This is a genomic window from Mammaliicoccus sp. JADD-157 (genome assembly GCF_049310805.1).
In the GTDB taxonomy this organism is placed as follows: domain Bacteria; phylum Bacillota; class Bacilli; order Staphylococcales; family Staphylococcaceae; genus Mammaliicoccus; species Mammaliicoccus lentus.
Map to the genome: position 1 here is coordinate 132,983 of NZ_JBMOVZ010000005.1, position 25,533 is coordinate 158,515.

The 25,533-nt window shown below is 32.8% G+C and carries 30 protein-coding genes; 22 read left to right on the forward strand and 8 right to left on the reverse strand.

Annotated elements, in window-relative coordinates; all coding sequences use genetic code 11:
• The first annotated feature begins 7 nt into the window (after positions 1-7).
• Genes ACO6VN_RS13050 through moaA form a run of 4 tightly spaced genes read left to right on the forward strand, consistent with a single transcriptional unit; the run spans position 8 to position 2,337 of the window.
• Positions 8-454, forward strand: coding sequence for a molybdenum cofactor biosynthesis protein MoaE (locus ACO6VN_RS13050; RefSeq protein WP_016998779.1), 447 nt, complete (start codon positions 8-10; stop codon positions 452-454).
• Positions 455-456: 2 nt separating this feature from the next.
• Entirely contained in the window at positions 457-690 is a 234-nt protein-coding gene (gene moaD / locus ACO6VN_RS13055) for a molybdopterin converting factor subunit 1 (protein ID WP_016998780.1), read from the forward strand.
• Between the two features lie 7 nt (positions 691-697).
• Complete coding sequence (gene mobA / locus ACO6VN_RS13060; RefSeq protein WP_016998781.1) at positions 698-1,288, forward strand: molybdenum cofactor guanylyltransferase MobA; 591 nt, start codon at positions 698-700, stop codon at positions 1,286-1,288.
• 26 nt (positions 1,289-1,314) lie between these two features.
• A complete protein-coding gene (moaA, locus tag ACO6VN_RS13065; RefSeq protein WP_103268757.1) occupies positions 1,315-2,337 on the forward strand; it encodes a GTP 3',8-cyclase MoaA in 1,023 nt (340 codons plus the stop codon).
• Between the two features lie 68 nt (positions 2,338-2,405).
• Here the strand turns inward: moaA and ACO6VN_RS13070 are convergent, their stop codons facing one another.
• On the reverse strand, positions 2,406-3,446 hold the full coding sequence (locus ACO6VN_RS13070) for an SDR family oxidoreductase (protein ID WP_194201516.1): 1,041 nt from the start codon (positions 3,444-3,446) through the stop codon (positions 2,406-2,408).
• Positions 3,447-3,596: 150 nt separating this feature from the next.
• Between ACO6VN_RS13070 and ACO6VN_RS13075 the strand changes: the two genes are divergently transcribed.
• Positions 3,597-4,796 (forward strand): multidrug effflux MFS transporter, encoded by a 1,200-nt coding sequence (locus ACO6VN_RS13075; protein ID WP_016998784.1) that lies wholly within the window; start codon positions 3,597-3,599, stop codon positions 4,794-4,796.
• Between the two features lie 91 nt (positions 4,797-4,887).
• On the opposite strand, the gene ACO6VN_RS13080 is transcribed toward ACO6VN_RS13075, so the two are convergent.
• Positions 4,888-5,145, reverse strand: coding sequence for a hypothetical protein (locus ACO6VN_RS13080; RefSeq protein WP_016998785.1), 258 nt, complete (start codon positions 5,143-5,145; stop codon positions 4,888-4,890).
• Positions 5,146-5,274: 129 nt separating this feature from the next.
• Here ACO6VN_RS13080 and ACO6VN_RS13085 point away from each other — a divergent pair, with 129 nt between their 5' ends.
• The 3 genes from ACO6VN_RS13085 (at position 5,275) to ACO6VN_RS13095 (ending at position 11,168) form a co-directional block, all read left to right on the forward strand.
• Positions 5,275-6,525 carry a lipid II:glycine glycyltransferase FemX gene (locus ACO6VN_RS13085; protein ID WP_026023597.1) on the forward strand — a complete coding sequence of 417 codons (1,251 nt, stop codon included), beginning with the start codon at positions 5,275-5,277 and terminating at the stop codon, positions 6,523-6,525.
• A gap of 116 nt (positions 6,526-6,641) precedes the next feature.
• A complete protein-coding gene (locus tag ACO6VN_RS13090; RefSeq protein ID WP_194201517.1) occupies positions 6,642-9,815 on the forward strand; it encodes an efflux RND transporter permease subunit in 3,174 nt (1,057 codons plus the stop codon).
• A 195-nt stretch (positions 9,816-10,010) separates the two neighbouring features.
• The gene (locus ACO6VN_RS13095) at positions 10,011-11,168 is read left to right on the forward strand and encodes an aminotransferase class I/II-fold pyridoxal phosphate-dependent enzyme (protein ID WP_016998788.1); all 1,158 of its coding nucleotides are present in this window, start codon (positions 10,011-10,013) and stop codon (positions 11,166-11,168) included.
• Positions 11,169-11,219: 51 nt separating this feature from the next.
• Here ACO6VN_RS13095 and mspA read toward each other — a convergent pair whose 3' ends face one another.
• Together mspA and ACO6VN_RS13105 are read right to left on the reverse strand one after the other, a co-directional pair.
• The gene (gene mspA, locus ACO6VN_RS13100) at positions 11,220-11,540 is read right to left on the reverse strand and encodes a membrane stabilizing protein MspA (RefSeq protein ID WP_016998789.1); all 321 of its coding nucleotides are present in this window, start codon (positions 11,538-11,540) and stop codon (positions 11,220-11,222) included.
• A 15-nt stretch (positions 11,541-11,555) separates the two neighbouring features.
• The gene (locus tag ACO6VN_RS13105; protein WP_016998790.1) at positions 11,556-11,723 is read right to left on the reverse strand and encodes an SE1832 family protein; all 168 of its coding nucleotides are present in this window, start codon (positions 11,721-11,723) and stop codon (positions 11,556-11,558) included.
• Between the two features lie 50 nt (positions 11,724-11,773).
• Between ACO6VN_RS13105 and ybaK the strand changes: the two genes are divergently transcribed.
• Together ybaK and ACO6VN_RS13115 are read left to right on the forward strand one after the other, a co-directional pair.
• Positions 11,774-12,256 carry a Cys-tRNA(Pro) deacylase gene (ybaK, locus tag ACO6VN_RS13110; RefSeq protein ID WP_016998791.1) on the forward strand — a complete coding sequence of 161 codons (483 nt, stop codon included), beginning with the start codon at positions 11,774-11,776 and terminating at the stop codon, positions 12,254-12,256.
• A gap of 103 nt (positions 12,257-12,359) precedes the next feature.
• Positions 12,360-13,271 (forward strand): AEC family transporter, encoded by a 912-nt coding sequence (locus ACO6VN_RS13115; protein ID WP_016998792.1) that lies wholly within the window; start codon positions 12,360-12,362, stop codon positions 13,269-13,271.
• A 170-nt stretch (positions 13,272-13,441) separates the two neighbouring features.
• Here the strand turns inward: ACO6VN_RS13115 and ACO6VN_RS13120 are convergent, their stop codons facing one another.
• From ACO6VN_RS13120 to ACO6VN_RS13130, 3 genes are all read right to left on the reverse strand, one after another.
• Positions 13,442-14,227: a glucose 1-dehydrogenase gene (locus tag ACO6VN_RS13120; protein ID WP_016998793.1), complete on the reverse strand. Its 786-nt coding sequence runs from the start codon at positions 14,225-14,227 to the stop codon at positions 13,442-13,444.
• 27 nt (positions 14,228-14,254) lie between these two features.
• The gene (locus ACO6VN_RS13125) at positions 14,255-15,112 is read right to left on the reverse strand and encodes a GRP family sugar transporter (protein WP_016998794.1); all 858 of its coding nucleotides are present in this window, start codon (positions 15,110-15,112) and stop codon (positions 14,255-14,257) included.
• A gap of 164 nt (positions 15,113-15,276) precedes the next feature.
• Positions 15,277-16,143 carry a GNAT family N-acetyltransferase gene (locus ACO6VN_RS13130; RefSeq protein WP_194201520.1) on the reverse strand — a complete coding sequence of 289 codons (867 nt, stop codon included), beginning with the start codon at positions 16,141-16,143 and terminating at the stop codon, positions 15,277-15,279.
• 143 nt (positions 16,144-16,286) lie between these two features.
• Here ACO6VN_RS13130 and ACO6VN_RS13135 point away from each other — a divergent pair, with 143 nt between their 5' ends.
• Both ACO6VN_RS13135 and ACO6VN_RS13140 read left to right on the forward strand, forming a co-directional pair.
• The gene (locus ACO6VN_RS13135; RefSeq protein WP_228086223.1) at positions 16,287-18,422 is read left to right on the forward strand and encodes a DNA topoisomerase III; all 2,136 of its coding nucleotides are present in this window, start codon (positions 16,287-16,289) and stop codon (positions 18,420-18,422) included.
• Positions 18,423-18,628: 206 nt separating this feature from the next.
• Entirely contained in the window at positions 18,629-19,963 is a 1,335-nt protein-coding gene (locus tag ACO6VN_RS13140) for an NCS2 family permease (RefSeq protein WP_016998797.1), read from the forward strand.
• Positions 19,964-19,994: 31 nt separating this feature from the next.
• Here ACO6VN_RS13140 and ACO6VN_RS13145 read toward each other — a convergent pair whose 3' ends face one another.
• The gene (locus tag ACO6VN_RS13145; RefSeq protein WP_016998798.1) at positions 19,995-20,363 is read right to left on the reverse strand and encodes a hypothetical protein; all 369 of its coding nucleotides are present in this window, start codon (positions 20,361-20,363) and stop codon (positions 19,995-19,997) included.
• Positions 20,364-20,677: 314 nt separating this feature from the next.
• On the opposite strand from ACO6VN_RS13145, the gene rpsJ reads away from it, so the two are divergent.
• The 10 genes from rpsJ (at position 20,678) to rpmC (ending at position 25,517) form a co-directional block, all read left to right on the forward strand.
• Positions 20,678-20,986, forward strand: a complete 309-nt coding sequence (gene rpsJ, locus ACO6VN_RS13150; protein ID WP_016998799.1) for a 30S ribosomal protein S10 — start codon at positions 20,678-20,680, stop codon at positions 20,984-20,986.
• A gap of 32 nt (positions 20,987-21,018) precedes the next feature.
• On the forward strand, positions 21,019-21,681 hold the full coding sequence (rplC, locus tag ACO6VN_RS13155; protein WP_016998800.1) for a 50S ribosomal protein L3: 663 nt from the start codon (positions 21,019-21,021) through the stop codon (positions 21,679-21,681).
• A 29-nt stretch (positions 21,682-21,710) separates the two neighbouring features.
• A complete protein-coding gene (gene rplD / locus ACO6VN_RS13160; protein WP_064204194.1) occupies positions 21,711-22,334 on the forward strand; it encodes a 50S ribosomal protein L4 in 624 nt (207 codons plus the stop codon).
• A complete protein-coding gene (rplW, locus tag ACO6VN_RS13165; protein WP_016998802.1) occupies positions 22,334-22,612 on the forward strand; it encodes a 50S ribosomal protein L23 in 279 nt (92 codons plus the stop codon). Before rplD ends, rplW begins: the two co-directional genes overlap by 1 nt.
• Before the next feature lie 32 nt (positions 22,613-22,644).
• Entirely contained in the window at positions 22,645-23,478 is an 834-nt protein-coding gene (gene rplB, locus ACO6VN_RS13170) for a 50S ribosomal protein L2 (RefSeq protein ID WP_016998803.1), read from the forward strand.
• Positions 23,479-23,541: 63 nt separating this feature from the next.
• Positions 23,542-23,820, forward strand: a complete 279-nt coding sequence (gene rpsS / locus ACO6VN_RS13175) for a 30S ribosomal protein S19 (RefSeq protein WP_016998804.1) — start codon at positions 23,542-23,544, stop codon at positions 23,818-23,820.
• 25 nt (positions 23,821-23,845) lie between these two features.
• Positions 23,846-24,193 (forward strand): 50S ribosomal protein L22, encoded by a 348-nt coding sequence (rplV, locus tag ACO6VN_RS13180; RefSeq protein ID WP_422404771.1) that lies wholly within the window; start codon positions 23,846-23,848, stop codon positions 24,191-24,193.
• 28 nt (positions 24,194-24,221) lie between these two features.
• Positions 24,222-24,875, forward strand: a complete 654-nt coding sequence (rpsC, locus tag ACO6VN_RS13185) for a 30S ribosomal protein S3 (protein WP_016998806.1) — start codon at positions 24,222-24,224, stop codon at positions 24,873-24,875.
• A gap of 2 nt (positions 24,876-24,877) precedes the next feature.
• Positions 24,878-25,312, forward strand: a complete 435-nt coding sequence (gene rplP / locus ACO6VN_RS13190) for a 50S ribosomal protein L16 (protein ID WP_016998807.1) — start codon at positions 24,878-24,880, stop codon at positions 25,310-25,312.
• On the forward strand, positions 25,302-25,517 hold the full coding sequence (gene rpmC, locus ACO6VN_RS13195; RefSeq protein WP_016998808.1) for a 50S ribosomal protein L29: 216 nt from the start codon (positions 25,302-25,304) through the stop codon (positions 25,515-25,517). Before rplP ends, rpmC begins: the two co-directional genes overlap by 11 nt.
• Positions 25,518-25,533: the final 16 nt, after the last annotated feature.

Consider the following 25,533-nt stretch of genomic DNA (forward strand, 5'->3'; position numbering starts at 1 on the left):
TGCAATTATGAAACAATTTGAAATTGTCTCTGAACCAATAAATCCAGAAAAATATAGAGAATGGACATTAAACTCACGACAAGGAGCTATTGTAGTATTTACAGGACATGTGAGAGAATGGACAAAAGGCATCAAGACAGAATATTTAGCATATGAAGCTTATAAGCCTATGGCTGAGAAAAAAATGGCTCAAATAGGCGAAGAAATTGAAAAAAAGTGGCCAGGTACAATTATTGCAATTGCCCATAGAATTGGTGAGTTACAAATTTCTGATATTGCAGTTGTTATTAGTGTTTCTTCACCTCATAGGCACGATGCATATGCGGCAAATGAATATGCTATAGAGCGTATAAAAGAAATTGTACCAATATGGAAAAAAGAGATATGGGAAGATGGTGAAGAATGGCAAGGTTCCCAAAAACAATACCATTCTTCAATTAAAATGGAGGACTGATTATGAAAGTATTGTATTTTGCTCATTTAAAAGAATTATTAAACAAAAAAGAAGAGCAAATTACGCTCAATAAAACATACTCTGTGTTAGAATTTAAGCAATATTTATTTGAAAATTATCCGGAATTAAAAGGAGAAATTTTTCAAATAGCTGTTAATGAGGAGTTTGTGCAAGATGATGACACAATAACTAGTGATGCTACAGTTGCACTTATTCCACCAGTTAGTGGAGGGTAAAAGAAAAATGATAGCAATAATTCTAGCTGGAGGACAATCCAGTCGTTTTGGTTCACCAAAAGCTTTTGCAACAATTGAAGGGGAAGTATTCTATAAAAAAATTATTAAAACTTTGAATCAAACCAACTTATTCGAGAGAATTGTAATAAGTACAAATGAAACTTTAAAAGATTCATTTGATTATAGTGATGTTGTAGTAGATGAACCAGTATATGCAAATAACGGTCCATTAAGCGGTATATACAGTGTAATGGAATCATACGATACCGAATGTTATTTTGTGATTGCATGTGATACACCGATGGTAACTGAAAAATCTATCAGTTATTTATATCAATTTTTTATATCTCGAGTAATGGAGGAACAGCTAGATATTGCTGGATATGAAGCGAATGGTTTTAAAATGCCAACATTAGCATTTTATAGTCATCGTGTTAAAAGTGAAATTAAACAATCTTTAGATCAAGGTCAATATAGAATGAAAGAAATATATGAAAATAGACCTGCACAATGGTTAGATGTGGATGAAATAAATAATCAACATAATTGGTATAAAAATATTAACTATCAAGAGGATTTGAAAGAAATAGAGCATTAACTGTTGTAGGTAGAGGGGGCGTTACGATGAATCAAGCAATCAAGGATAAATTAGGACGACCAATTAGAGATTTAAGAATATCTGTTACGGATCGTTGTAATTTTCGATGTGATTATTGTATGCCAAAAGAAATATTTGGCGATGACTTTGTATTTTTACCTAAACAAGAACTGCTCAGTTTTGACGAAATCATCCGTTTAGCTCGATTATACAGTAGCCTTGGTGTTGAAAAAGTAAGAATTACAGGAGGAGAACCTCTTTTAAGACGTGATTTGTATAAATTAATCCAAGGTATTAATGAAATTGAAGGTATTAATGATATTGGTTTAACAACGAATGGTTTGTTGCTAAAAAAACACGGCCAAAATCTATACGATGCAGGATTAAGAAGGATTAATGTCAGCATAGATGCATTAGATAATGAACTATTTAAATCGATTAACAACCGTAATATCTCTGCTTCACAAATACTTGAACAAATTGATTACGCTAAGAAAATAGGTTTTAAAGTAAAAGTAAACGTAGTTATACAAAAAGGTATTAACGATCAAGAAATTATACCTTTAGTAGAATACTTTAAAAATAACAATATTGTCGTAAGATTTATAGAATTTATGGATGTAGGAAATGATAATGGTTGGAATTTTGATAAAGTAGTCACGAAAAAAGAAATGCTAGAACAAATCGGTCAACATTTTGAAATCGAACCAGTAGAATCAAGTTATTTTGGCGAGGTCGCGACTTATTACCGACATAAAGATAATGGTGCTCAATTTGGATTAATTACAAGTGTATCTGCATCATTTTGTTCTTCATGTACAAGAGCAAGAATCTCCTCAGATGGAAAATTTTATGGTTGTCTTTTTGCTGAGAAAAATGGTTATGATATAAAAACTGAATTGCGAGATGGAAAGACAGATAATGAAATATTATCAACACTCAAATATTTATGGAATATTCGAGATGATAAATATTCAGATGAAAGAACGGAAGCAACAGTGGCGAGACGTAAGAAAAACAAAATCAACATGAATTATATTGGTGGTTAAACGTAAAAAAACAGCAACCTGTTAATTTTAAAATAACGGGTTGCTGTTTCATTTGTATAAAGAAACCTTTATTTTTCAAAATATACACGAATAATCATATCTAGTGCATCATGACTTAATTGTAAAGTGTCTTTGCCTGCTTGATTCATCATATATGCTGTATTTTCATCGTTAAAGTTTATGGATTTTGAAAAATAAGGTGCAAATACATCTATAAAACTATTAAGCACTCTTTCTTCATCTGTAATGGTATTAATTTCAGATATAGGTGCGACTTCTAATTGATGAAAGTCTAAATGTTTTTTTATTGTTTCAAAAATAAAATCATTTGAAGGCGGATAATTATTTGTTGCATGATAAATTTTTTGATTTTCTGCATAATCACAAGCCACCGTCAAAACATCTACAACATAATCAACAGGTACAAAATTAGAAGTATGTGTGCTATCTCCAAATAATCTGTATACAGTTTCAATGTTTTTATTAGTGATTCTTCGTTTAAAAACTTTTAAAGCTTTCATAAATCCATATAATGTAAATTTAGAATCTGCTTCTCCAGTTAATGAATCTCCTATAATGATAGCTGGTCTTATGATAGATGTTGCCATATCTTTTTCCTGAGCGACTAAATGTTCAGCTTGTACTTTAGAAGCTTCATATGGGTTGTTTGTTGGCGCATCTATCGGGTGAAGTTCTTCATAGGCTAATTCTTTTTCACCTATTGTGTAAGCAGTGGATACGTAAAGGAAATGTTTACTATTCAGCTTTTTCGCTAATTCTATTGCATGCTGAGTACCCGTATAATTAATTTGGAACAATTCATCAGCTAATTCAAAATTAAACTTCACTAAAGCAGCTAAATGATAAAATTTATCTATTTGTGGTATGTCTTTAATTTGATTTTCACTAACGTTACAATTTTCATTCGTAATATCACCATAAATAAAATGCATTCTTTCATGATATGATTCTTCCACTTTATTTAATAGCATTAATTTCTTTTGTTCAGATCTGTATAAAATGTAAAAATTCTTGTGCGCATCTTTAGCAAGTGATTTTATTAATTCAGCACCTACAAAGCCTGTTGCACCGGTTAAAAATATATTCATTATTTCACTCCGTTACTTTGTTTCTGACTATATTTTGAATGATGGTTTCGTGAAAGTAAAGCGTTTATATATTGTAATAAAATATAATATTGATATTTGAAATTTAAAAAGCATATAATAGAAAGTATTATACATAAAGGAGCATGTCTTATGATCGAACAAAAGAAGGCTAAACCTTCGTTATTTTTAATTATTATATTAGGCTTATTAACTGCTTTTGGTCCATTCTCTATTGATATGTATTTACCTGCATTACCTGAGATAAGTAATGATTTTAATACAAGCACATCGAATACACAGCTTACTTTAACATTATTTATGATAGGTTTAGCAATAGGACAAGTATTTGTAGGACCACTGTCAGATTTTATTGGTCGTAAGAAACCTTTAATGGTTGCGTTGGTTGTCTACACTATCGCTTCGATATTATGTGTGTTTGCTCCAAATATATATGTCGTGATGGCTTTAAGATTTGTTCAAGGTTTTACCGGCGGAGCAGGTGCAGTTATTTCCCGGGCAATGTCGAGTGATTTATATTCCGGAAAGGCTTTAACTAAATTTTTAGCTGTATTAATGCTCGTTAACGGTGTCGCGCCTATATTAGCACCTGTGCTAGGGGGGATAATACTTGAATTCTCTACTTGGAAAACTGTCTTTTTAGTACTGACAGCTTTTGGAGCGATAATGTTCTGCTTATCATTTTATAAATTAACAGAATCATTACCTGAAAATAATCGTTCTTCGGGTAGAATAAGCGAAATTTTAGGAGACTTTAAAGAATTATTAAAAAATCCAAAATTCTTATTACCATTATTTATACAAGGTAGTACTTTTGCATTACTGTTTAGTTATATTTCAGCATCACCATTTATCGTACAATCAGTATATGGCGTTTCCTCTTTTGCTTTTAGTTGGATGTTTGCTTTTAATGGACTTGGTTTAATATTTTCAGGACAGTTGGTTAATAAATTGGTTGATCGTTTTGATGAACATACATTGATGAAAGTATTTGCTTTTGTACAAATTATAGGCGTTATTATAGTATCTCTAACATTGTTAAATAGTTGGTCAATTTGGATACTTATGATTGGTTTCTTTATTTTAGTAAGTCCTGTTTCTGCAATTGGTACTACAGGATTTTCAATAGCTATGGCAAACAATAAACGTGGTGCTGGAAGTGCTTCTAGTTTATTAGGATTATCACAATTTGCATTTGGAGGACTTGTAACACCACTTGTCGGGATAAAAGGAGAACACGATGTTATACCATATGTATTAACAATTGTCATAGTTTCACTCATTTTAATCATTTTATTCATGATTAATAGAAAAGTGTTTAAAGTTAATTAAACTTAATAGATATAATTAAATTCTCCCAGTCCAGTGGATTGGGAGAATTATGCTGAGCAGAGGTTAGCACCAAAGCTCAAGATGTTTGAATTTAATTAGAATATACATTAAGGTATACATTCTGAATAATTATTGATAAATGACCTAAAGCAACAAGTGCACTTAAAATTGCTAAAGTTAGTGTGGATTTATTAGCATTTTCAAGGATGAATACTATGCTCAATAAAAAGCTGAATGCAACAAGTATAACACGGTAACTTAAAAAATTGATTTCAATATCAACGTTTAAACTTGTAACAATCATGATAGTATTGAGTATAATGAACAACACAAGTAATAATTGTCTCATTTATTTCAATCCTAACTTTATGGTTTTGTTTATTAAGTATAACAAATGTTAGGCTAATACGTGAAATTAATGAACGTTTCATTGTATAATTAAGAAACGAATTGATAAAAAGGAGATTTATAAATGGCGATTAAAAAAATGAATATCACTCATGAGCAACATGATGAATTTGTAAAGCAACATCCTAATGGTGATATGTTGCAACTTACAAAGTGGGCAGAATCCAAAAAGCTTACAGGTTGGTATTCTCGTCGTATTGCTGTAGGTGACGGTGAAACACTTACTGGTGTAGCGCAAATGTTATTTAAAAAAGTACCAAAATTACCTTACACATTGTGTTACATATCAAGAGGTTTTGTAGTAGATTACAAAGATGAAAAATCTGTAAAAATGCTTTTGGAACTCTCGAAAGAATTAGCTAGAAATGAAAAAAGTTATGCGATTAAAATTGACCCTGATATTGAAGTAGAAGAGTCAGAAGGTGTATTAGAATTTTTAACTTCTTTAGGATTCAAACATAAAGGTTTTGAAGATGGTTTAAGTAAATCATATATTCAACCACGAATGACGATGATTACTAAAGTAGATCAATCTGAAGAAGATTTAATGCAAAGCTTTGATAAGCGTAATCGTTCACGTGTGAGAAACTCGTTAAAACGAGGAACTGATTTAATTATAGGAAATAGAGACGATTTAAAAATCTTTGCGCAAATCATGGAAGAAACTGGCGAACGTGATAATTTCTTAACTAGAGATTTGTCATACTTTGAAAACATCTATGACCATTTACATCCAGATGGAGATTGTGAGTTATTCTTAGTCAAAGTTGTTCCAGATAAAGTTCTTAAAGATTTATTTAAAGAACGTGACGCTTTATTAGAAGAAAAAGAAAAACTAGAAAATAAACGTCAAAATAAGAAAGTTGTAAACCAACTAAAAGATGCAGAAGAAAAGCTAGGAAATTATGAAAAACGCATTCAAGAAATGGAAGAACTTAAAGAGAAAAAACCAGATGGCGTTTATTTATCAGGTGGTATTCTTATATTTAGTGGTAAAAAATCATATTATTTATATGGTGCTTCTTCAAACGAGTATCGTGAATTTTTACCGAACCATCGTATGATTATCGAAATGATGCGTTTTGCTAAAGAAAAAGGTGCAACTAAGTTTGACTTTGGTGGCACTGACAATAACCCAGACCAAGATCATGAACATTATGGTTTATGGGCATTTAAACGTGTTTGGGGAACATACTTAAGCGAAAAAATTGGTGAATTTGATTATGTATTAAATAAACCAATTTATACAGCAATAGAAAAGGTTAAACCGGCTGTTACAACTTATAAGAGAAAAATAGAGAAAAAAATAAAGAGAAATTAAGATTAATAAAGCACTAAAAATTAAAAATTTTTAGTGCTTTATTCTCTGTTAGTTGTATGAATAGTGACCGTTATATTATAGAATGAGTTAAGAAAAGATAAATAGGGGGAAAACGAGTGGTTCAAAAAATGATAAAGTTCTCACTCAATAATAAATTTGCCATTTTGTTAATGACAATTATTATATTATTGGGTGGCGTATATTCAGCTTTTAAAATGAAACTTGAGTTATTACCGGATGTAACAACACCCGTTATTACAGTCACAACGCCATATCCTGGTGCTACACCCGAAAGTGTACTTGATAATGTAACAGAACCTGTAGAAAAACAAGTACAAAACTTAGAAGGTGTAGAAAATGTAACGAGTCAATCGTTAGAAAATGCATCTGCCATCACATTAGAATATACATACCAAACAGACATGGATGAAGCAGAAACAGAATTAAGAAAGAAATTAGAGGAACTTGATTTACCTGAAGGCGTTCAAGACCCAGACATGAGTAGAATGTCTATGTACTCATTCCCTGTAGTCAGTTATTCAATTTCTGATAAAAATGATAATTTAGAAAAAGTTACAAAACAAATGGAATCAGATTTAATTCCTAAGCTTGAAAAAGTTGATGGAGTTGAAAGTGTGTCTTTATCAGGACAAACATTGGAAGAAGTTAACTTAGAATTTAATCAAAATGAACTTACTAAACGAGGTTTGTCAGAAGATGAAGTTCTTCAATATATCGATGGTGCTACAAAAGAATCGCCATTAGGGTTATATACTTTCGGAGATGACTTGAAATCTATAGTAGTCGATGGTCGTTTCACATCAATTAAAGCATTAAAAGATTTAGAAATTCCAATGACTGGTGGCGCTTCGAGTGGTGGAGACCAGCAAGCTAGTCAAGGAGGCGCTAGTCAAGCAGAACAGGCAAGTCAAGCACAGCAAGCAGGGCAAGGCGATGAAGAAAGTTCTGAAGCATCGCAAAGTATTCCAACAGTAAAACTGTCAGACATTGCTGATGTTAAAAAAGAAAAGAAACGAGATTCAATTTCAAAAACTAACGGCAAAAATGCCCTTGCGTTACAAGTTACAAAAGCTACGGATGCCAATTTAGTGGATGTAGTAGATAATGTAGATAAAGAAGTTGAAGCTTATAAGAAAGATCATAAAAATATTGAATCAGTACAATTAATGGAAACAGCTTCAACTATTAAAGACTCTGTATCTACAATGGTTGAAAAAGCGTTGATAGGTTCAATTGTAGCCGTAATCATCATACTCTTCTTCTTAAGAGATTTGAAATCAACAATTATAGCAATGGTATCAATACCAATGTCATTACTAATGGCTTTAATAGGGTTAAAGGCGTTAGATGTTTCACTTAATATTTTAACATTAGGTGCCTTAACAGTAGCGATAGGTCGTGTAATTGACGATTCGATTGTCGTTATAGAGAATATTTATCGACGGATGACGGATAGCGCTGAAAAGTTAACTGGTGGAAAATTAATCACGAGTGCAACTAAAGAAATGTTTATTCCGATTATGTCATCTACTATCGTTACAATTGTCGTATTCTTACCATTAGCATTTGTAACTGGTCAAATCGGTGAGATGTTTAGACCATTTGCTTTAGCAGTAGCATTTAGTTTACTTGCTTCATTACTAATCGCGTTAACGATAGTACCAGTGTTATCACACATATTCTTTAAAAATGGTATTAAAAAACGCAAAAAAGAAAAAGGCAATTGGTTAGCTGGTAAATATAAAAATGTATTAAAATGGAACTTAAATCATAAGTGGCTTGTTATATTACTAAGTCTTATACTTGTCGTAGCGAGTATCGTTTTAGTATTTACTCCGTATATTGGGAAATCATTTATAGATACTGGTGAAGACAAGATGTTAGCACTAACTTATAAACCTTCACCTGGTGAAAAAGAAGAACAAGTTGTTAAAAATGGTGAGCAGGCAGAAAAATATTTATCAAAAGATAAAAATGTAGACTTTGTTCAATATAGCGTCGGTGGAGAAAATCCATTCAATCCGTCAGCTCAAAATGATATGGCTTTAATGGTGAAATATGATAAAGATACTCCAAATTGGGACAATGTTGGTAAAAAAGTAATGGATCACATTGGAACATTTGATCATAAAGGAGAATGGAAACAACAAGACTTTTCTACAGGCGGTACAGCAAACGAAGTATCTGTTAAAGTTTCTGGACCATCAACTGAAGCAATAGAAGATACAGTTAAAAGTGTAGAAAAAGAAATTGCTAAAGTAAGTGGAGTTGAAAACGTAAGTTCAAACCTTTCTGAATCATATGAACAGTATGATATTGAAGTAGACCAAAATAAAGCAACGAAACTCGGCTTATCAGCTGGTCAAATTGCAATGACACTTAATCAAACAACACAAGATAAAGTCGTTACAAAATTAAATGACGATGGTAAATCTATAGATGTGAAATTGACTAAGGATGAAAAAACAGACTGGTCAGAAGACAAATTAAAAAATACAAAATTAACGACACCATTAGGTAAAGACGTTAAATTGAGTGAGATAGCATCACTTAAGAAAACAACTTCACCTGATACAATTACGAGAGAAAATGATAAAATATCCGTTTCAGTAGATGCAAAAATTACTGCAGACGATGTTGCCAAAGTAACATCTGATGTTAATCAAAAAGTATCTAAATTAGATAAACCTAATGATGTAGATGTAAACGTAGGTGGTACCAATGATGATATTAATGAAGCAATAGAACAATTAGTGTTGGCAATGGCAGCTGCGATATTAATCGTTTACTTAGTTATTGTCTTAACATTTAAAGGTGGATTAGCACCATTTGCGATACTATTCTCATTACCAGTATCTATTATTGGTGTAGTAGCTGGATTGTTAATTACGCAAGAAACAATTTCAGTTCCAAGTATGATTGGTATGTTAATGCTTATTGGTATCGTTGTAACCAATGCGATTGTATTAATAGATAGAGTTATTAATATGGAACAAAGCGGTATGTCAACACGAGAAGCTTTAATTGAAGCAGCAGGAACACGTTTACGTCCGATATTAATGACAGCCATTGCTACAATTGGTGCTTTAGTACCGTTGTTATTCGGTGGTGGAAGTTCTGTACTGATATCTAAAGCATTAGCTATAACTGTTATAGGTGGACTTGTTTCATCTACGATATTAACATTATTAGTTGTACCAATTTCATATGAAATCATTATGAAATTTAAAAAGAAAATATTTAAAAACCCAAGTGAAAGGGTAGAATAAATATTTTATATAGTCATTAGAAATTAATCAGAGGTAATTCTTATTATTAAGAGTTTTCCTCTGATTTTTTAATTTTTAAATAAAATGATATAATTCTTAGTAAATTAATCAGCTAAAGCTTGTGTGATATATATACTCTGATAGAATATATTCATATAGTATTTATTCGAATTTATTTGATAAGGAGTCGTTATAATGGGAACATCTCGATTATTGTCTCAAATACCTGATAGTTATTTTGGTAAGACGATGGGGCGCAAAGTTGAACACGGACCGTTACCACTTGTTAACATGGCAGTAGGTATTCCAGATGGGGAAACGCCTAAAGTGATCGTTGACGAATTTATTAATGCGATTCAAAAACCGGAAAATCAAAAATATGGAGCTTTTCACGGGAAATCGACATTTAAACAAGCAATAGTAGATTTTTATAAGAGGCATTACGATGTTGAATTAGATCCAGAAGATGAAGTGTGTATATTATACGGTACTAAAAATGGTTTAGTCTCATTACCAACTTGCGTAGTAGAACCTGATGAAAATGTCCTATTACCCGATCCAGGATATACAGACTATTTAGCTGGTGTTTTATTAGCGAGAGCCAATCCTTATCCGCTTGAGTTAAAGCCTGAACATCATTACTTACCTAAATGGGATGAAGTAAATCAAGACGTTTTAAAAAATACAACATTAATTTATTTAACTTATCCAAACAATCCCACTGGTTCAGTAGCAACGACTTCATTCTTTGATGAAACAATTCAAAGATTTAAAGACACGTCCACTCAAATTGTGCATGATTTTGCTTATAGTGCTTTTGGATTTGATGAAAAGAATCCGAGCATTTTGCAATCTAAAGATGCTAAAGAAACTGCAATTGAAATATATTCACTATCTAAAGGTTATAATATGTCTGGTTATAGAGTAGGTTTTGCAGTGGGGAATAAAGAGATGATAGCAGCGCTAAAAAAATATCAAACTCACACACATGCTGGTATGTTTGGTGCATTACAAGATGCAAGCACATTGGCATTAAATGAATGTGATGACTTTTTAAATGAACAAAACGAAATATTTAAAGAAAGAAGAACAAAGTTTGAAGCTGCATTAAATGAAGTGAATATACCATTTGAGCCGATGAAAGGTGGTATATTTTTATGGTTAAAAGTTCCACCGAAGTTTGATGGTGAATCTTTTGTAGAATATTTACTTAAAGAACAATCGATTTTAGTAGCACCTGGCATTCCATTTGGAGAAAATGGTAAATATCATGTAAGAATATCATTAGCCTTGGATGATGAACAATTATATGAAGGTGCGAAAAGATTACAAAGCTTAGCGGATTTATATTAATAAAAAAGAGTCCAGAACAATTATTTATGGCCTGGACTCTTCCGAAATTAATTAAAAAATAATAAATATTAAAATAACATAAATAATGAGAATGAAAATTGTCATTAAATTAAGTAATTGAATACCTTTTTTATCTTTCACACGATATTTAAATGCTGTAATTTCTATATTTAAAACTAAGCATAGCAATACAGCTAGTAACCACCAGTATTGAAGTGGAAAAGTAAATATCATACTTCCTAAAAAGACTAATAACATAAGTCCCATGATAAAACGTAAAGCTTGAGTTAACATCGTATGAAGTTGATAAATACTTAAATAGCTTATGATAAGATAAATAAGTGTGAATAATAAAAGAATTAAAATTAACATGGTTGCTTCCTTTCGTTAATCTTGATTTAATTGAGCACGTACTTTACTAATTTCATCCTCAATTTGTTCGAGTTGCTTTTCTAACATTTGAGTTGCTTGACCTGTAGATTCTCGCTTTTCTAAATCATTTTGAATACGAATATAATCATATTTAAGTTCAGACAATTGTTGGTTTAAATCCATAATTGAAACACTCCTTTATATTATTGAATGAATTAAAGTTGGTGACAAAGATGAAAAAATTAAAAACGAATGCTATGCGTATACTTGATCAACACAATATATTTTATCATATCCACGAATTTAAAATAGGGAAAGAACATATTGAAGGGGATCAAGTTGCAAAACTTATACAAAAACCAGTAGAGCAAGTGTATAAAACATTAGTTCTAATGAATGATAAAAATGAGCATTATATTTTTGTAATACCAGTAGTTGAACATTTAGATATTAAGAAAGCAAGTAAGTCTGTTGGACAGAAAAAGCTTGAATTACTACCACTTGATCAACTTACAAAAGTAACAGGGTATGTAAGAGGCGGTTGTTCTCCAATTGGTATGAAAAAATCTTTCAAAACAATTATTGATGACAGTGCTCAGTCTCTATCAAGTTTTATTATAAGTGCTGGTAAGAGAGGGTATCAAGTTGAAATAGACCCAAATGACTTAGCAAGTATAATTGATATTGAGTTTCATGATATATTAAAACATAACTAAATTAATTTTAGTATAATTAAAAAGAATTTCAAACAAAAAGTGTGCATAAAAATTAAACAATGTTAACATATAAAAATGTGAGTTTTACGAGAGAAGTGATAAAATGACTGAAAATTTCATAATGATAATCTTATTGATTACATTAGGGTACATACTTAAAAAGTTGAAATTCTTTAAAGCTTCAGATGGTAATGTATTAGCTACACTAGTACTAAACGTAACTTTACCATCATTAGTTATCGTCAATTTGAACGGTTCAGACTTGGACTTATCTTTAGGTTGGCTACCTATATTAATGATTTTATACGGTGTTTTAGCTAAATTACTTATTATATGGTTATTCAAGAAAAAATATAATAATCAAATAAGAGGTACAGTAGGGATGATGGCCGCTTCTGTAAATATCGGCTTATTTGCTTACCCGTTGGTGGCACAAATATGGCCTAAAACAGGGTTATTATATTTTGGTATGCTAGATATCGGTACGGCGATTATTATGTTTGGAGTAACTTATTTTGTAGGCAGTTACTTTAATGATGGTGGAGACCAATTTGATTTCAAACAAATGGGCGTAAAATTATTAAAAACTGTGCCTCTAATGACTTATATTATTATGTTCATTTTAAACATATTAAACATACAAATACCAGGAAAAGCGATAAACTTCTTTGAAATTATATCCAACGCTAATATGCCATTGTCTATGATATTATTAGGCTTATTCCTTAACTTCAAAATTGAAAAGGCATATTTACCAATCGTTGTTAAATATTTATTATTCCATTATGGATTCGGTCTATTAATGGGACTACTTGTCCATTTCTTCTTACCAGTTTCTGATCCAATGATTAAAACAACATTATTAATTGGCTGGTTGTTGCCGATAGGTGTATCAGTGCTTTCATACGCTATTACTTTCAAATATAAAACGTTGCCTATTGTCGGTATGGCCACTAATCTAAGTATTATTATTTCAATTGTAATTTTATATATGTATCAGTTATTATTTGTATAGAAAAAGCGTATGAGACATAAATAATTCAAGAAAAAAATGCTCCTAATTCGTTAATTAAAAATCTAACGGTTTAGGAGCATTTATATATTAGCTTTTGAAAGCGCATGCTTGCCTAGGGTATTCCCCCGGGCGTAAACACTTTACAAAATCATGTTCGGGCTTTGTATATATTACCCTTTACCACCCATAAAGGCAGGGTAGTTAGTCATTCCGCCATCTACATAAATAGTTGTACCGTGTACATAGCTTGCTTGTTCAGATGCTAAGAATGCATTAATGTTGGCTACTTGATATGCTTCGCCAATTTCATTTAATGGTATCATTTCTAATGTTTCATCTCTTGTTGTAGGATCTGAGAATTTTTCACGTGTATGTTCTGTAACAATAGCACCTGGTGAAACGTTATTAATTCTAATACCGTATTTACCGTATTCCATTGACATTGTTTCCATCATTAATTTTAAACCGCCTTTACTTGCAGCGTAGTTAACGTAGTTTGGCCATGGAATTTTATCATGAACACTTGCTGTGTTAATAATTTGTCCTTTAATATCATGTTCTAAATAATATTTGACCGCTTCTCTACTACCTAAGAAAGCACCAGTTAAGTTGATATCTATTACTTTAGACCATTCTTCTGTACTCATTTCGTGTGTTGGTATAGGCTTTTCAAAACCAGCATTATTAATCATAACGTCTATTCGGCCAAATTCTTCGTGAGCTTTTTGGATTAAGTTTTTAATATCTTCTTCTTTAGATACATCACCTTGAACAGCAATTGCTTTGCTGCCTGAATCTTGAATAGTTTTTACAACTTCTTCCGCTTCTTCTGAATTGTTAAGATAGTTAATAACGACATTAGCGCCTTCTTTTCCAAAACGTTCTGAAGTTGCTTTACCTATACCGCTATTACCTCCTGTAATGATAACGACTTTATCTTTTAAATCATTATACATATTAAACACTCCTTCTCTTTAATTTAATTATCCTTTAGCAAACCCTATAATAAATGCTGCGATAATTATGAGGACTATACCAATCCAAATGAAAGTCATTTGACGTTTTGTTTTTTGTTCGCCTAATAAGAATATACCCCCTAAAGTGGAGACGATAACTAACATTTGTGAGAATGAGAAACTTGTTCCAACCCCAACTTTTGGTTGAGAGATAAATAGGAACATGTTACCTAAAGCCCATACTATACCTGGTAATAAATTAAATGTTGTATATTTAACGGATGGCTTATGTTTAAATGATAAAATCACACCACCGATAACCATACCTATAGATTGAGGGAATAAAGCATCCCATCCTTCTACGCCAAATACTTGGCCGATTACAACGTAAACTACATAACCAACAGTTGAAATAAGTAAAATCGGTATTGCTTGGCCGAATTTTTTAGAATTACCACTGCTAGTTGAACCTTTCTTCTGCACAGAAGTAAAAATAACACCGATGATTAAAAGAACTAATCCTGTTAGTCCAAGTGCAACTTGTGTGCCAGTATCCCATTCACCTAAGAATGCGGCACTAAATAATGTTGTACCCAATAGTTGTAAACCTGTAGATATTGGCATTGTTAAAGAAACACCAATTAAATCAACACTCCGTAATTGGAATCCTTGTCCTAAAGCCCAGAAGGCACCGGAAATCATCCCTATAATAATAGTACGGAATGTAAATTCTACATCTCCAAAAATGAAGAGTAATATACCTATAATAAATGCACCGATAGTCGTACCTAAAATTTGATTATAAGGTCCGCCACCGACTTTCACATTAATTAATACAACGCTCCCCCAGAACAATGCTGGTAACAGAGCTATAAGATAATCCATATGGACAACTCGCTTTCTATAATTGAATTCATCTTCCATTTTACCCATTATTAAATATGCAAAACAATTAATAAACTTAATAAATCGCTTACAATGTTAAATTACAATAAAAAAGTCTGGAACATAGATTATGTTCCAGACTTTTTTATATTGGCAGTACCTGACTAGGAGAGGCGAACGTACTTGAAATGATGCACTTCGTTTGTAATTTTAAATCCAACTTTCTCATATAGAAGCTGTATTTGTTCGTAGTTTTTACTGTCAACATGAATGCGTACTGTTTCAACTTCATTATGATTGAAAGCTTGAGTTGTAGCATAATGAATCATTTGAAAAGCGATGCCTTGTTTTCTGTAATCTCTATGTGAAGCAAGGTAAGGAATAGTTGCCAAGTGTTCTGGTATATCTATTGAAAGATAAATGTATCCTTTTACGAGACCTTCCGCCATAAATAAATATAAAGCGTGGTCATCATCTAAAGAGTCTATTATATCTTCAGAAGTTACTTCACTATCTATGAAACTTTTAGAATGAAGTTTATCGAACGAATAAAAATATGGTTTACTGTAATGAATCATTTGATGTTGTTCCTCTATTTCGTGAGGGGGCTGGTGTATTTCAAGTGTATATTGTGTTTCAACATAGCCTGCTCGCAATGCTTTCAACTTACTATTGTTGAGTATGTGGTTTTTATGTAAAGATATGTGACAATATTTAACTTCTGGATGATTATTTAAAAGCATATCCCAAGCTTCTTTTAATGATTGTAACGTTTTTTCAGAAGTGTCATTTACGATAGGGCCCCATACATTTACAGTTTCTTTATCTACTTTTTCGAAACCTAGAATCCCGGTTATTTCTTCATTATTGTAAAGATAGAAAAAAGATTGTTCATCAAATTTGTTATTTAAAGATGACTTAATACTATCAATACATTCTGGAATATATTGTACATGATTTTCATCTTGAATGTTTTTCTCTTGTATATACTGGGCGACAGGATCGATTTGCTTAAGTGGAAGTATTTGCATGAAAGTCACTCCTTTAATGGACATCGATTATTTATAATCTATTATACGATTAATTGTCTTGTTATAAAAGTTTTTGATAACTTTAGATGGATAATCATCCGTGTTATACTAATAAGAATGAAAAAAGAATGGGTGAAATAATTATGAAAGCATTAATTCTTGCTGAAAAACCATCTGTTGGTCGTGACATTGCTAAAGCAATGGGCGTTAATGATCAAAAGAAAGGTTATTTCGAGAACAAACAATATATTGTGACATGGGCGTTAGGTCATTTAGTTACGAATGCAACACCAGAGGAATATGATAAGAAATTTAAAGAATGGAAATTAAGTGAACTTCCTATTATTCCTGATTATATGAAACATGTTGTTATTAAAAAGACGCGCAGTCAGTTTAATACTGTACAACATTTAATGAAACGTGATGACGTTCAATCAATAATCATTGCAACTGACGCGGGGCGAGAAGGTGAGTTAGTAGCAAGATTGATTATCGAAAAAGCTAAAATAAAGAAACCAATAAAAAGATTATGGATTAGCTCAGTTACTGAAAAGGCAATTAGAGAAGGATTCAAAAATTTAAAACCTGGTAAAGCATATGACAATTTATATAAAGCAGCATTATGTAGAAGTGAAGCGGACTGGATTGTTGGAATAAACGCAACACGAGCACTAACTACTAAATACGATGCACAATTATCTTGTGGTAGAGTGCAAACACCAACATTGAATCTTGTTAAGATGAGACAAGACGAAATACAGTCATTTAAACCTGAAAGATATTATCAGATGAACGTTGAAGTGGATGGTTATAAATTCAAATGGCTTACACAAAATAGTGACCGAATTTTTGATAAAGAAAAAATCGAAAGCTTGAAAAATAAATTACAAAATAAAAAAGGCGAAATTAAAAAAGTTAATAAAAAGAAGAAAACTAAACACCCTCAAAAATTATACGATTTAACTAGCCTTCAACAAACAGCTTACCAACGCTATAAGATGAGTGCTAAGGAAACGTTAAATACTATGCAAACTTTATACGAACAACATAAAGTTTTAACTTATCCAAGAACAGACTCAAACTATTTAACAAGTGATATGGTTTCATCATTAAAAGATAGGGTATCTACTTTAACTGCTACACCATTAAAATCATATGCTGTACCGTTAATTAAAAAAGAAATACATGCAGGGAAACATTTTGTTGATAATACAAAAGTATCGGATCATCACGCAATTGTTCCAACAGAAGTTAGAGCAAATATGGATCAATTATCACCGAGAGAACAAAAAATATATATGCTAGTGGCTGAGCGATTTTTAGAAGTATTACTTCCACCATATCAATATGAAGAAACAACTGTTGATTTAACTGTAGAAGGTGAGACTTTTAAATTGGTTCAAGAAGTAGCAATTGATTTAGGTTTTAAAGCAATTCATCAAGAAGAAGCGGTTGTTAAAGCATTACCATTTAAGGAACACGAACAAGTGGTCATCCAAAAAGTAAATGTCATTGGAAAAGATACAGAGCCACCAGCTTACTTTAATGAAGGAACATTATTAAAAGCTATGGAATCACCACAATTATTCTTTAACTTGAATGATAAGAAAATGTCTAAAACATTAAATGAAACTGGTGGAATAGGTACTGTAGCTACAAGAGCAGATATTATCGAAAAGTTATATAGTTCTAATGTTATAGAAGCTGTACAAGGTAAAATTAAAATAACACCTAAAGGCAAACAATTGTTAAACTTAGCACCTGAGCAACTAACATCTCCAGCATTAACTGCTGAATGGGAAATGAAACTCACACAAATTGAAAAAGGTCAGTATCAAAAAGAAGCTTTTATGAAAGAGATGAGAAGTTTTACGAAAGAGATTATCTCTGATATAAAAAATAGCGATGACAAATTTAAGCATGATAATTTAACGACTACAGAATGTCCTACGTGTGGAAAATTTATGTTAAAAGTTAAAACGAAAAATGGCCAAATGTTAGTTTGCCAGGACCCTACTTGTAAAACGAAGAAAAATCAGCAAAGAGTTACAAATGCTAGATGTCCAAACTGTAAGAAGAAACTTACGTTATATGGTACAGGAAAAACGGCAGTGTATCGTTGTGTATGTGGACATACTGAATCACAAGAACACATGGATAAAAGACTTAAAAATAAAAAGACAGGTAAAATCAGTAAAAAAGAAATGAACAAATATATGAAAAATGAAGAAGTTGAAAACAATCCATTTAAAGATGCCTTAAAAGATTTAAAATTATAAAATTAAACATCAACAATGTTACGTACGAAATATCATTGTTGATGTTTTTTATTTATATATAATGAAGGAATTACGATTCAAATTGCTTTCTAGTCACAAATACGAACATAATGTGAATGTTTTTAATCAATGTTCGTAAAAGTATTGATTTTTAAACATTACAGTAATACAATGTACAGTGTTGAAATTAATAAAGGAGTCTTGAAATGAAACGATACTTTAAATTTGATGAGCTAGGAACAAGTTATAAGCGAGAGATACTAGGTGGGCTAACAACATTTCTATCAATGGCATACATATTAGCAGTTAACCCTTCAATGTTAAGTTTAGCTAGTGTTGAAAATATACCTGATTCTATGAGAATGGATCAAGGTGCAGTATTCGTAGCGACAGCATTAGCAGCGTTAGTTGGTTGTTTATTCATGGGAATTATAGCTAAATACCCAATTGGTTTAGCACCAGGTATGGGATTAAATGCATTTTTTGCGTTTACAGTAGTATTAACTATGGGTATTCCATGGCAAACAGGATTAACGGGCGTACTATTTTCAGGTGTGATATTTGCTTTTCTAACAATGAGTGGGTTAAGGGAAGTTATCATTAATGCTATACCGTTTGAACTTAAGATGGCAGTTTCAGCAGGTATAGGTTTATTTATAACATTTGTAGGTTTACAAGGAGCAGGTATTGTTCAAAAAGAAGATTCTACTTTAGTAACTTTAGGTACAATGCACAATCCAGAAGTATTATTAGCAGTATTCGGGATTATCATCACTATTATATTGATGGCGAAAAAAATTCCAGGATCTATTTTTATTGGTATGGTATTAACGGCAGTTGGTGGATTAGTAACAGGCTTAATCGACATGCCAAGTAGCGTGGTAGGTAAAGTACCAAGTGTCGCACCAACATTCGGTGCAGCATTTGAAGCTTTTGGAGATTTATCCACTATATTTAATGTGCAATTCTTAATCGTTGTATTAACTTTCTTATTTATTGATTTCTTTGATACAGCAGGTACATTAGTTGCAGTAGCAAACCAAGCAGGTTTAATGAAAGATAATAAATTACCTAGAGCTGGAAAAGCACTATTCTCAGATTCATTAGCTACTATAGTAGGGGCTATTTTCGGTACATCTACAACTACAAGCTATATCGAATCAAGCGCAGGTGTTGCTGTAGGTGCAAGAACAGGTTTTGCAAGCGTAGTAACCGGTCTTTGTTTCTTAGCCGCGTTATTATTCTCTCCATTAATGTCAGTTGTTACAAGTGCTGTAACAGCACCGGCATTAGTTATTGTTGGTGTGTTAATGGTAAGCAACCTAGGTAAAATTGATTGGCAGAAATTCGAAATAGCAGTACCGGCATTTTTAACTATGATTATGATGCCATTAACTTATTCAATTGCGACAGGTATAGCATGCGGATTTATTTTCTATCCTATTACTATGATAGTTGCAAAGAGACACAAAGAAATACATCCTATAATGTATGGTTTATTCTTTGTATTCGTAGCATATTTCATGTTTGTTCATTCATAAAAAAAGTCACGTGCATAAGCGCGTGACTTTTTTAATCTTTATAAGTAGTTTTGAACGATTTAGATGGAATGTACACAGGGGCTATTATAATTGTAAATAAGAAAATAACCATTAATACGACCATTAATATGTGTAATAACCATCCAACAACGGGAATGATAGAAATAAAACTCGCAATTAATCCTATTAAAGGTATGACAAAAATAGCTTTGACAGAATTTTGATTATCTATTAACAATATCAATGTAGATATGAAATATAAAGAACCATTAAATACAAGGGCATTATAACCAGTTGAAAGAACAATGCTCCCACCTATAAAAGGAATAGCTAATAAAAGTTCAGAAATTACTAATATAATAGAAAGAACAAGTAATACTGACTTGATTCCTCTTTTCATGTTTTCACCACCTGTTAAAAATACTTTTTACATTATAACATTTAGATTACAAATTATCTATTTTAAATTATCTATTGAAAAGGTAAAAGAATTCCGTTATAATACATGGGTATGTGCTAGATAAAACTTAGAGAAATATATGATTATCTATTGATTAATGGATTCAAATCATGTATCATATCTAATGTTGGACTTTAAGAAGCGATGAAGCGAGAGGTTACTGACACACCCGGCCGCTTTGCCATGGCGGTGTGTAAGAGAGTTTTCGTGGAGAAGTCTATCACTATAAAGTAGACGAACAAGGAGGGAAAATTATGGCAAAACAAAAAATTCGTATCCGTTTAAAAGCGTATGATCACCGCATGATCGATCAATCAGCAGAGAAAATTGTTGAAACTGCTAAACGTTCAGGAGCTCAAGTGTCTGGTCCGATTCCGTTACCAACTGAAAAATCAGTTTATACAGTAATCCGTGCCGTTCACAAATACAAAGATTCACGTGAGCAATTCGAACAACGTACGCATAAACGTTTAATCGACATTCTTAACCCTACACCTAAAACAGTTGATGCTCTTATGGGCTTAAACTTACCATCTGGTGTAGACATCGAAATCAAATTATAATTCATTCAAAATAACAGGAGGTGCGACTTTCGATGACCAAAGGAATCTTAGGAAGAAAAATTGGAATGACTCAAGTATTCGCAGAAAATGGTGAATTAATACCAGTAACTGTAGTAGAAGCTAGTCAAAACGTTGTATTACAAAAGAAAACTGAAGAAGTAGATGGCTATAACGCTCTACAAATCGGTTTTGAAGACAAACAAGCATATAAAAAAGATCGTAAATCTAATAAATATGCTACTAAAGCTGCTGAAGGACATGCTAAAAAAGCTGGTTCAGCACCTAAGCGCTTCACTCGTGAATTCAGAAACATAGATGTTTCAGCATACGAGGTAGGTCAAGAAGTCACTGTAGATACATTCCAAGCAGGAGACATTATTGATGCAACAGGCGTTTCTAAAGGTAAAGGTTTCCAAGGCTCAATTAAACGCCATAACTTCGCACGTGGACCAATGAGTCACGGTTCTCATTTCCACAGAAGCCCTGGTTCAATGGGTATGGCTTCAGATGCTTCTAAAGTATTCAAAGGTAAAGGATTACCTGGCCGTATGGGAGCAAACACAGTAACTATGCAAAACTTAGAAATCGTTAAAGTAGATGCAGAGAACAATGTAGTCCTTGTAAAAGGAAATGTTCCAGGTCCTAAAAAAGGCTTAGTAAAACTTACAACTTCAATCAAAAAAGGTAATAAATAATTATTTAGGTGAAAGGAGGAAACAACATTATGGCTAATTTTGATGTATTAAAAGTAGATGGTTCTAAATCAGGATCTATCGAATTAAATGATAGTGTATTTGGTATCGAACCAAACCAACACGTATTATTTGAAGCAGTTAACTTACAACGCGCTTCATTACGCCAAGGTACTCATGCAGTTAAAAATCGTTCAGCAGTTCGTGGTGGTGGACGTAAACCTTGGAAACAAAAAGGTACAGGACGTGCTCGTCAAGGTACAATTCGTGCGCCACAATGGCGTGGTGGTGGTATCGTATTCGGACCAACACCAAGAAGCTATTCTTACAAAATGCCTAAGAAAATGCGTCGTTTAGCATTACGTTCTGCATTATCTGCAAAAGCAAATGATAACGAATTAGCAGTATTAGAAGCATTCAATTTTGATGCTCCTAAAACTAAAGAATTAAAAAATGTAATGAGCAATTTAGAACTTTCTAAAAAAGTATTATTCATCGTTGATGCTTTAGATAACAATGTTGAATTATCAGCTCGTAACATTCCAAGTGTAAAAGTTATTGACGCTCAAAGTTTAAACGTCTTAGATATTTTAGACGCTAACAAAGTCGTAATAACAAAAGCAGCTGTGGATAAAGTAGAGGAGGTGCTCGGATAATGGAAGCAAGAGATGTTATTAAGCGCCCCGTAATCACAGAGAAATCTTCATCAGATATGGGATTAGACAAATACACATTTGATGTAGATACTCGTGCAAATAAGACACAAGTTAAAATCGCAATCGAAGAAGTTTTCGACGTTAAAGTAGATTCAGTTAACATCATGAACATTAAAGCGAAAGCTAAACGTGTTGGTCGTTACAATGGTTTCACTAACAAACGTCGTAAAGCAATCGTAACTCTAAAAGACGGTTCATCAATCGACTTTTTCAACTAATAAACAATTACCATTAAGGAGGTAAAACGACAATGGCTCTTAAAAAGTATAAGCCAATTACAAATGGTCGTCGTAATATGACTTCTTCAGATTTCGCTGAAATCACATCAACGACTCCTGAAAAATCATTATTACAACCGCTTCCGAGAAAAGCGGGACGTAACAACCAAGGTAAATTGACAGTTCGTCACAGAGGTGGCGGTCATAAACGTCAATACCGTGTAATTGATTTCAAACGTAACAAAGATGGAATTCCAGCTAAAGTAACAACAGTTGAATATGATCCAAACCGTTCTGCTAATATTGCATTAGTAGTATACGCAGATGGTGAGAAAAGATATATCCTTGCTCCTAAAGGTTTAAAAGTAGGACAAGAAATTTTCAATGGTCCAGAAGCAGATATCAAATTAGGTAACGCATTAGCATTACAAGATATCCCAGTTGGTACTACAATTCACAATATCGAATTAAAACCAGGTAAAGGTGGACAATTAGTTCGTTCTGCTGGTACAAGTGCTCAAGTACTTGGTAAAGAAGGTAAATACGTACTAGTTCGTCTTAAATCAGGCGAGGTTCGCATGATTTTATCTACTTGCCGTGCTACAATCGGACAAGTTGGTAACATTGCTCACGAATTAATCACAGTTGGTAAAGCCGGCCGTACTAGATGGATGGGTAAACGTCCTACAGTTCGTGGTTCTGTAATGAACCCTAACGATCACCCACACGGTGGTGGTGAAGGTCGTACACCAATCGGTCTTGATTCACCAATGTCTCCATGGGGCAAACCAACACTTGGTAAGAAAACTCGTAAGAAAAGCCAACGTTCATCTAAATTTATCGTTCGTGGTCGTAAGAAAAAATAATAATACCTTATTTACGTGTGCGGCTTAAATGCCGCGCGCAATAATAAGAAGGGAGGCGCCATAATGGCTCGTAGTCTTAAAAAAGGACCTTTCGTTGATGATCATTTAATGAAAAAAGTTGAAGCTCAAAACGAAGGTGAAAAAAAATCAGTTATTAAAACATGGTCTCGTCGTTCAACAGTATTCCCTAATTTTATAGGACATACAATTGCAGTATATGATGGTCGTAAACACGTACCAGTTTTCATTACTGAAGACATGGTTGGTCATAAATTAGGAGAGTTTGCTCCTACACGTACTTATAAAGGGCACGCTGCAGACGACAGAAAGACTAAACGCTAATTTCTAAAAAGAGGAGGAAGTCACAATGGAAGCAAAAGCGGTTGCTAGAACAATAAGAATCGCACCTCGTAAAGTGAGATTAGTTTTAGATCTTATTAGAGGTAAAGAAGTGGCAGAAGCAATTGCCATCTTAAAATTAACGAATAAAGCAACATCACCTGTTGTTGAAAAATTATTAATGTCAGCATTAGCAAATGCAGAACATAACTATGATTTAAATCCTGATACTTTAGTAGTAAGAGAAGCTTACGCTAATGAAGGACCTACATTAAAACGTTTCCGTCCACGTGCACAAGGTCGTGCAAGTGCGATTAACAAACGTACTAGCCACATTACAATCGTAGTTGGCGAAAAAGAAGTTAAAGAAGCATAATTAACCAAATCATTAAGGAGGGAATATAGTGGGTCAAAAAATTAATCCAATCGGACTTCGTGTCGGTGTAATTCGTGACTGGGAAGCAAAGTGGTATGCAGATAAAGACTTCGCAACACTTTTACATGAAGACTTAAAAGTTCGTAAATATATCGCAGAAGCATTAAAAGAAGCTTCAGTTTCAAGTGTTGAAATTGAACGTGCAGCAAACCGCATCAATATTGCAATCCACACTGGTAAGCCAGGAATGGTTATTGGTAAAGGCGGTTCAGAAATAGAAAAATTACGTAATAAATTAAACGCATTGACTAACAAAAAAGTACACATCAACGTTATCGAAATCAAAAAAGTTGATTTAGATGCTACATTAGTTGCGGGTAACATTGCTCGTCAATTAGAAAACCGTGTATCTTTCCGTCGTGCTCAAAAACAAGCAATCCAACGTGCAATGAAATTGGGTGCTAAAGGTATCAAAACACAAGTATCTGGTCGTCTAGGTGGCGCGGATATCGCTCGTGTAGAACAATATTCAGAAGGAACTGTTCCACTTCATACACTACGTGCAGACATTGATTTCGCACATGAAGAAGCCGACACTACGTACGGTAAACTAGGTGTTAAAGTATGGATCTACCGTGGAGAAGTTCTTCCTACAAAGAAGTCTAGTGAAGGAGGAAAATAATAATGTTATTACCAAAACGTGTTAAATTCCGTCGTCAACATCGTCCTAAAACAACTGGTCGTTCAAAAGGCGGAAATGAAGTAACATTTGGTGAGTATGGCTTACAAGCTCAAACAGCAGCTTGGATTACATCTCGTCAAATTGAATCAGCTCGTATCGCAATGACACGTTATATGAAACGTGGCGGAAAAGTATGGATCAAAATATTCCCACATACACCTTACACTAAAAAACCTTTAGAAGTACGTATGGGTTCTGGTAAAGGTGCAGTTGAAGGTTGGGTAGCAGTAGTTAAACCAGGACGTATCTTGTTCGAAGTTGCAGGTGTTCAAGAAGAAGTAGCACGTGAAGCATTACGTCTTGCTGCACACAAACTTCCAGTTAAATCTAAGTTTGTAAAACGTGAAGAATTGGGTGGTGACACAAATGAAAGCTAAGGATATCAGAAATTTAACCACTACTGAAATTGAAAAAGAAATTAAAGAAGCTAAAGAACAATTATTCAACTTACGCTTTCAGTTAGCAACTGGTCAACTTGAAGAGACTGCTAACATTCGAAAAGTTAAAAAAACGATTGCACGTTTGAAAACAATCGTTCGTGAAAGAGAAATCGAAGAAGAGAAAGCAGCAGATAATAAATAATCAAGTAAAGGAGGTT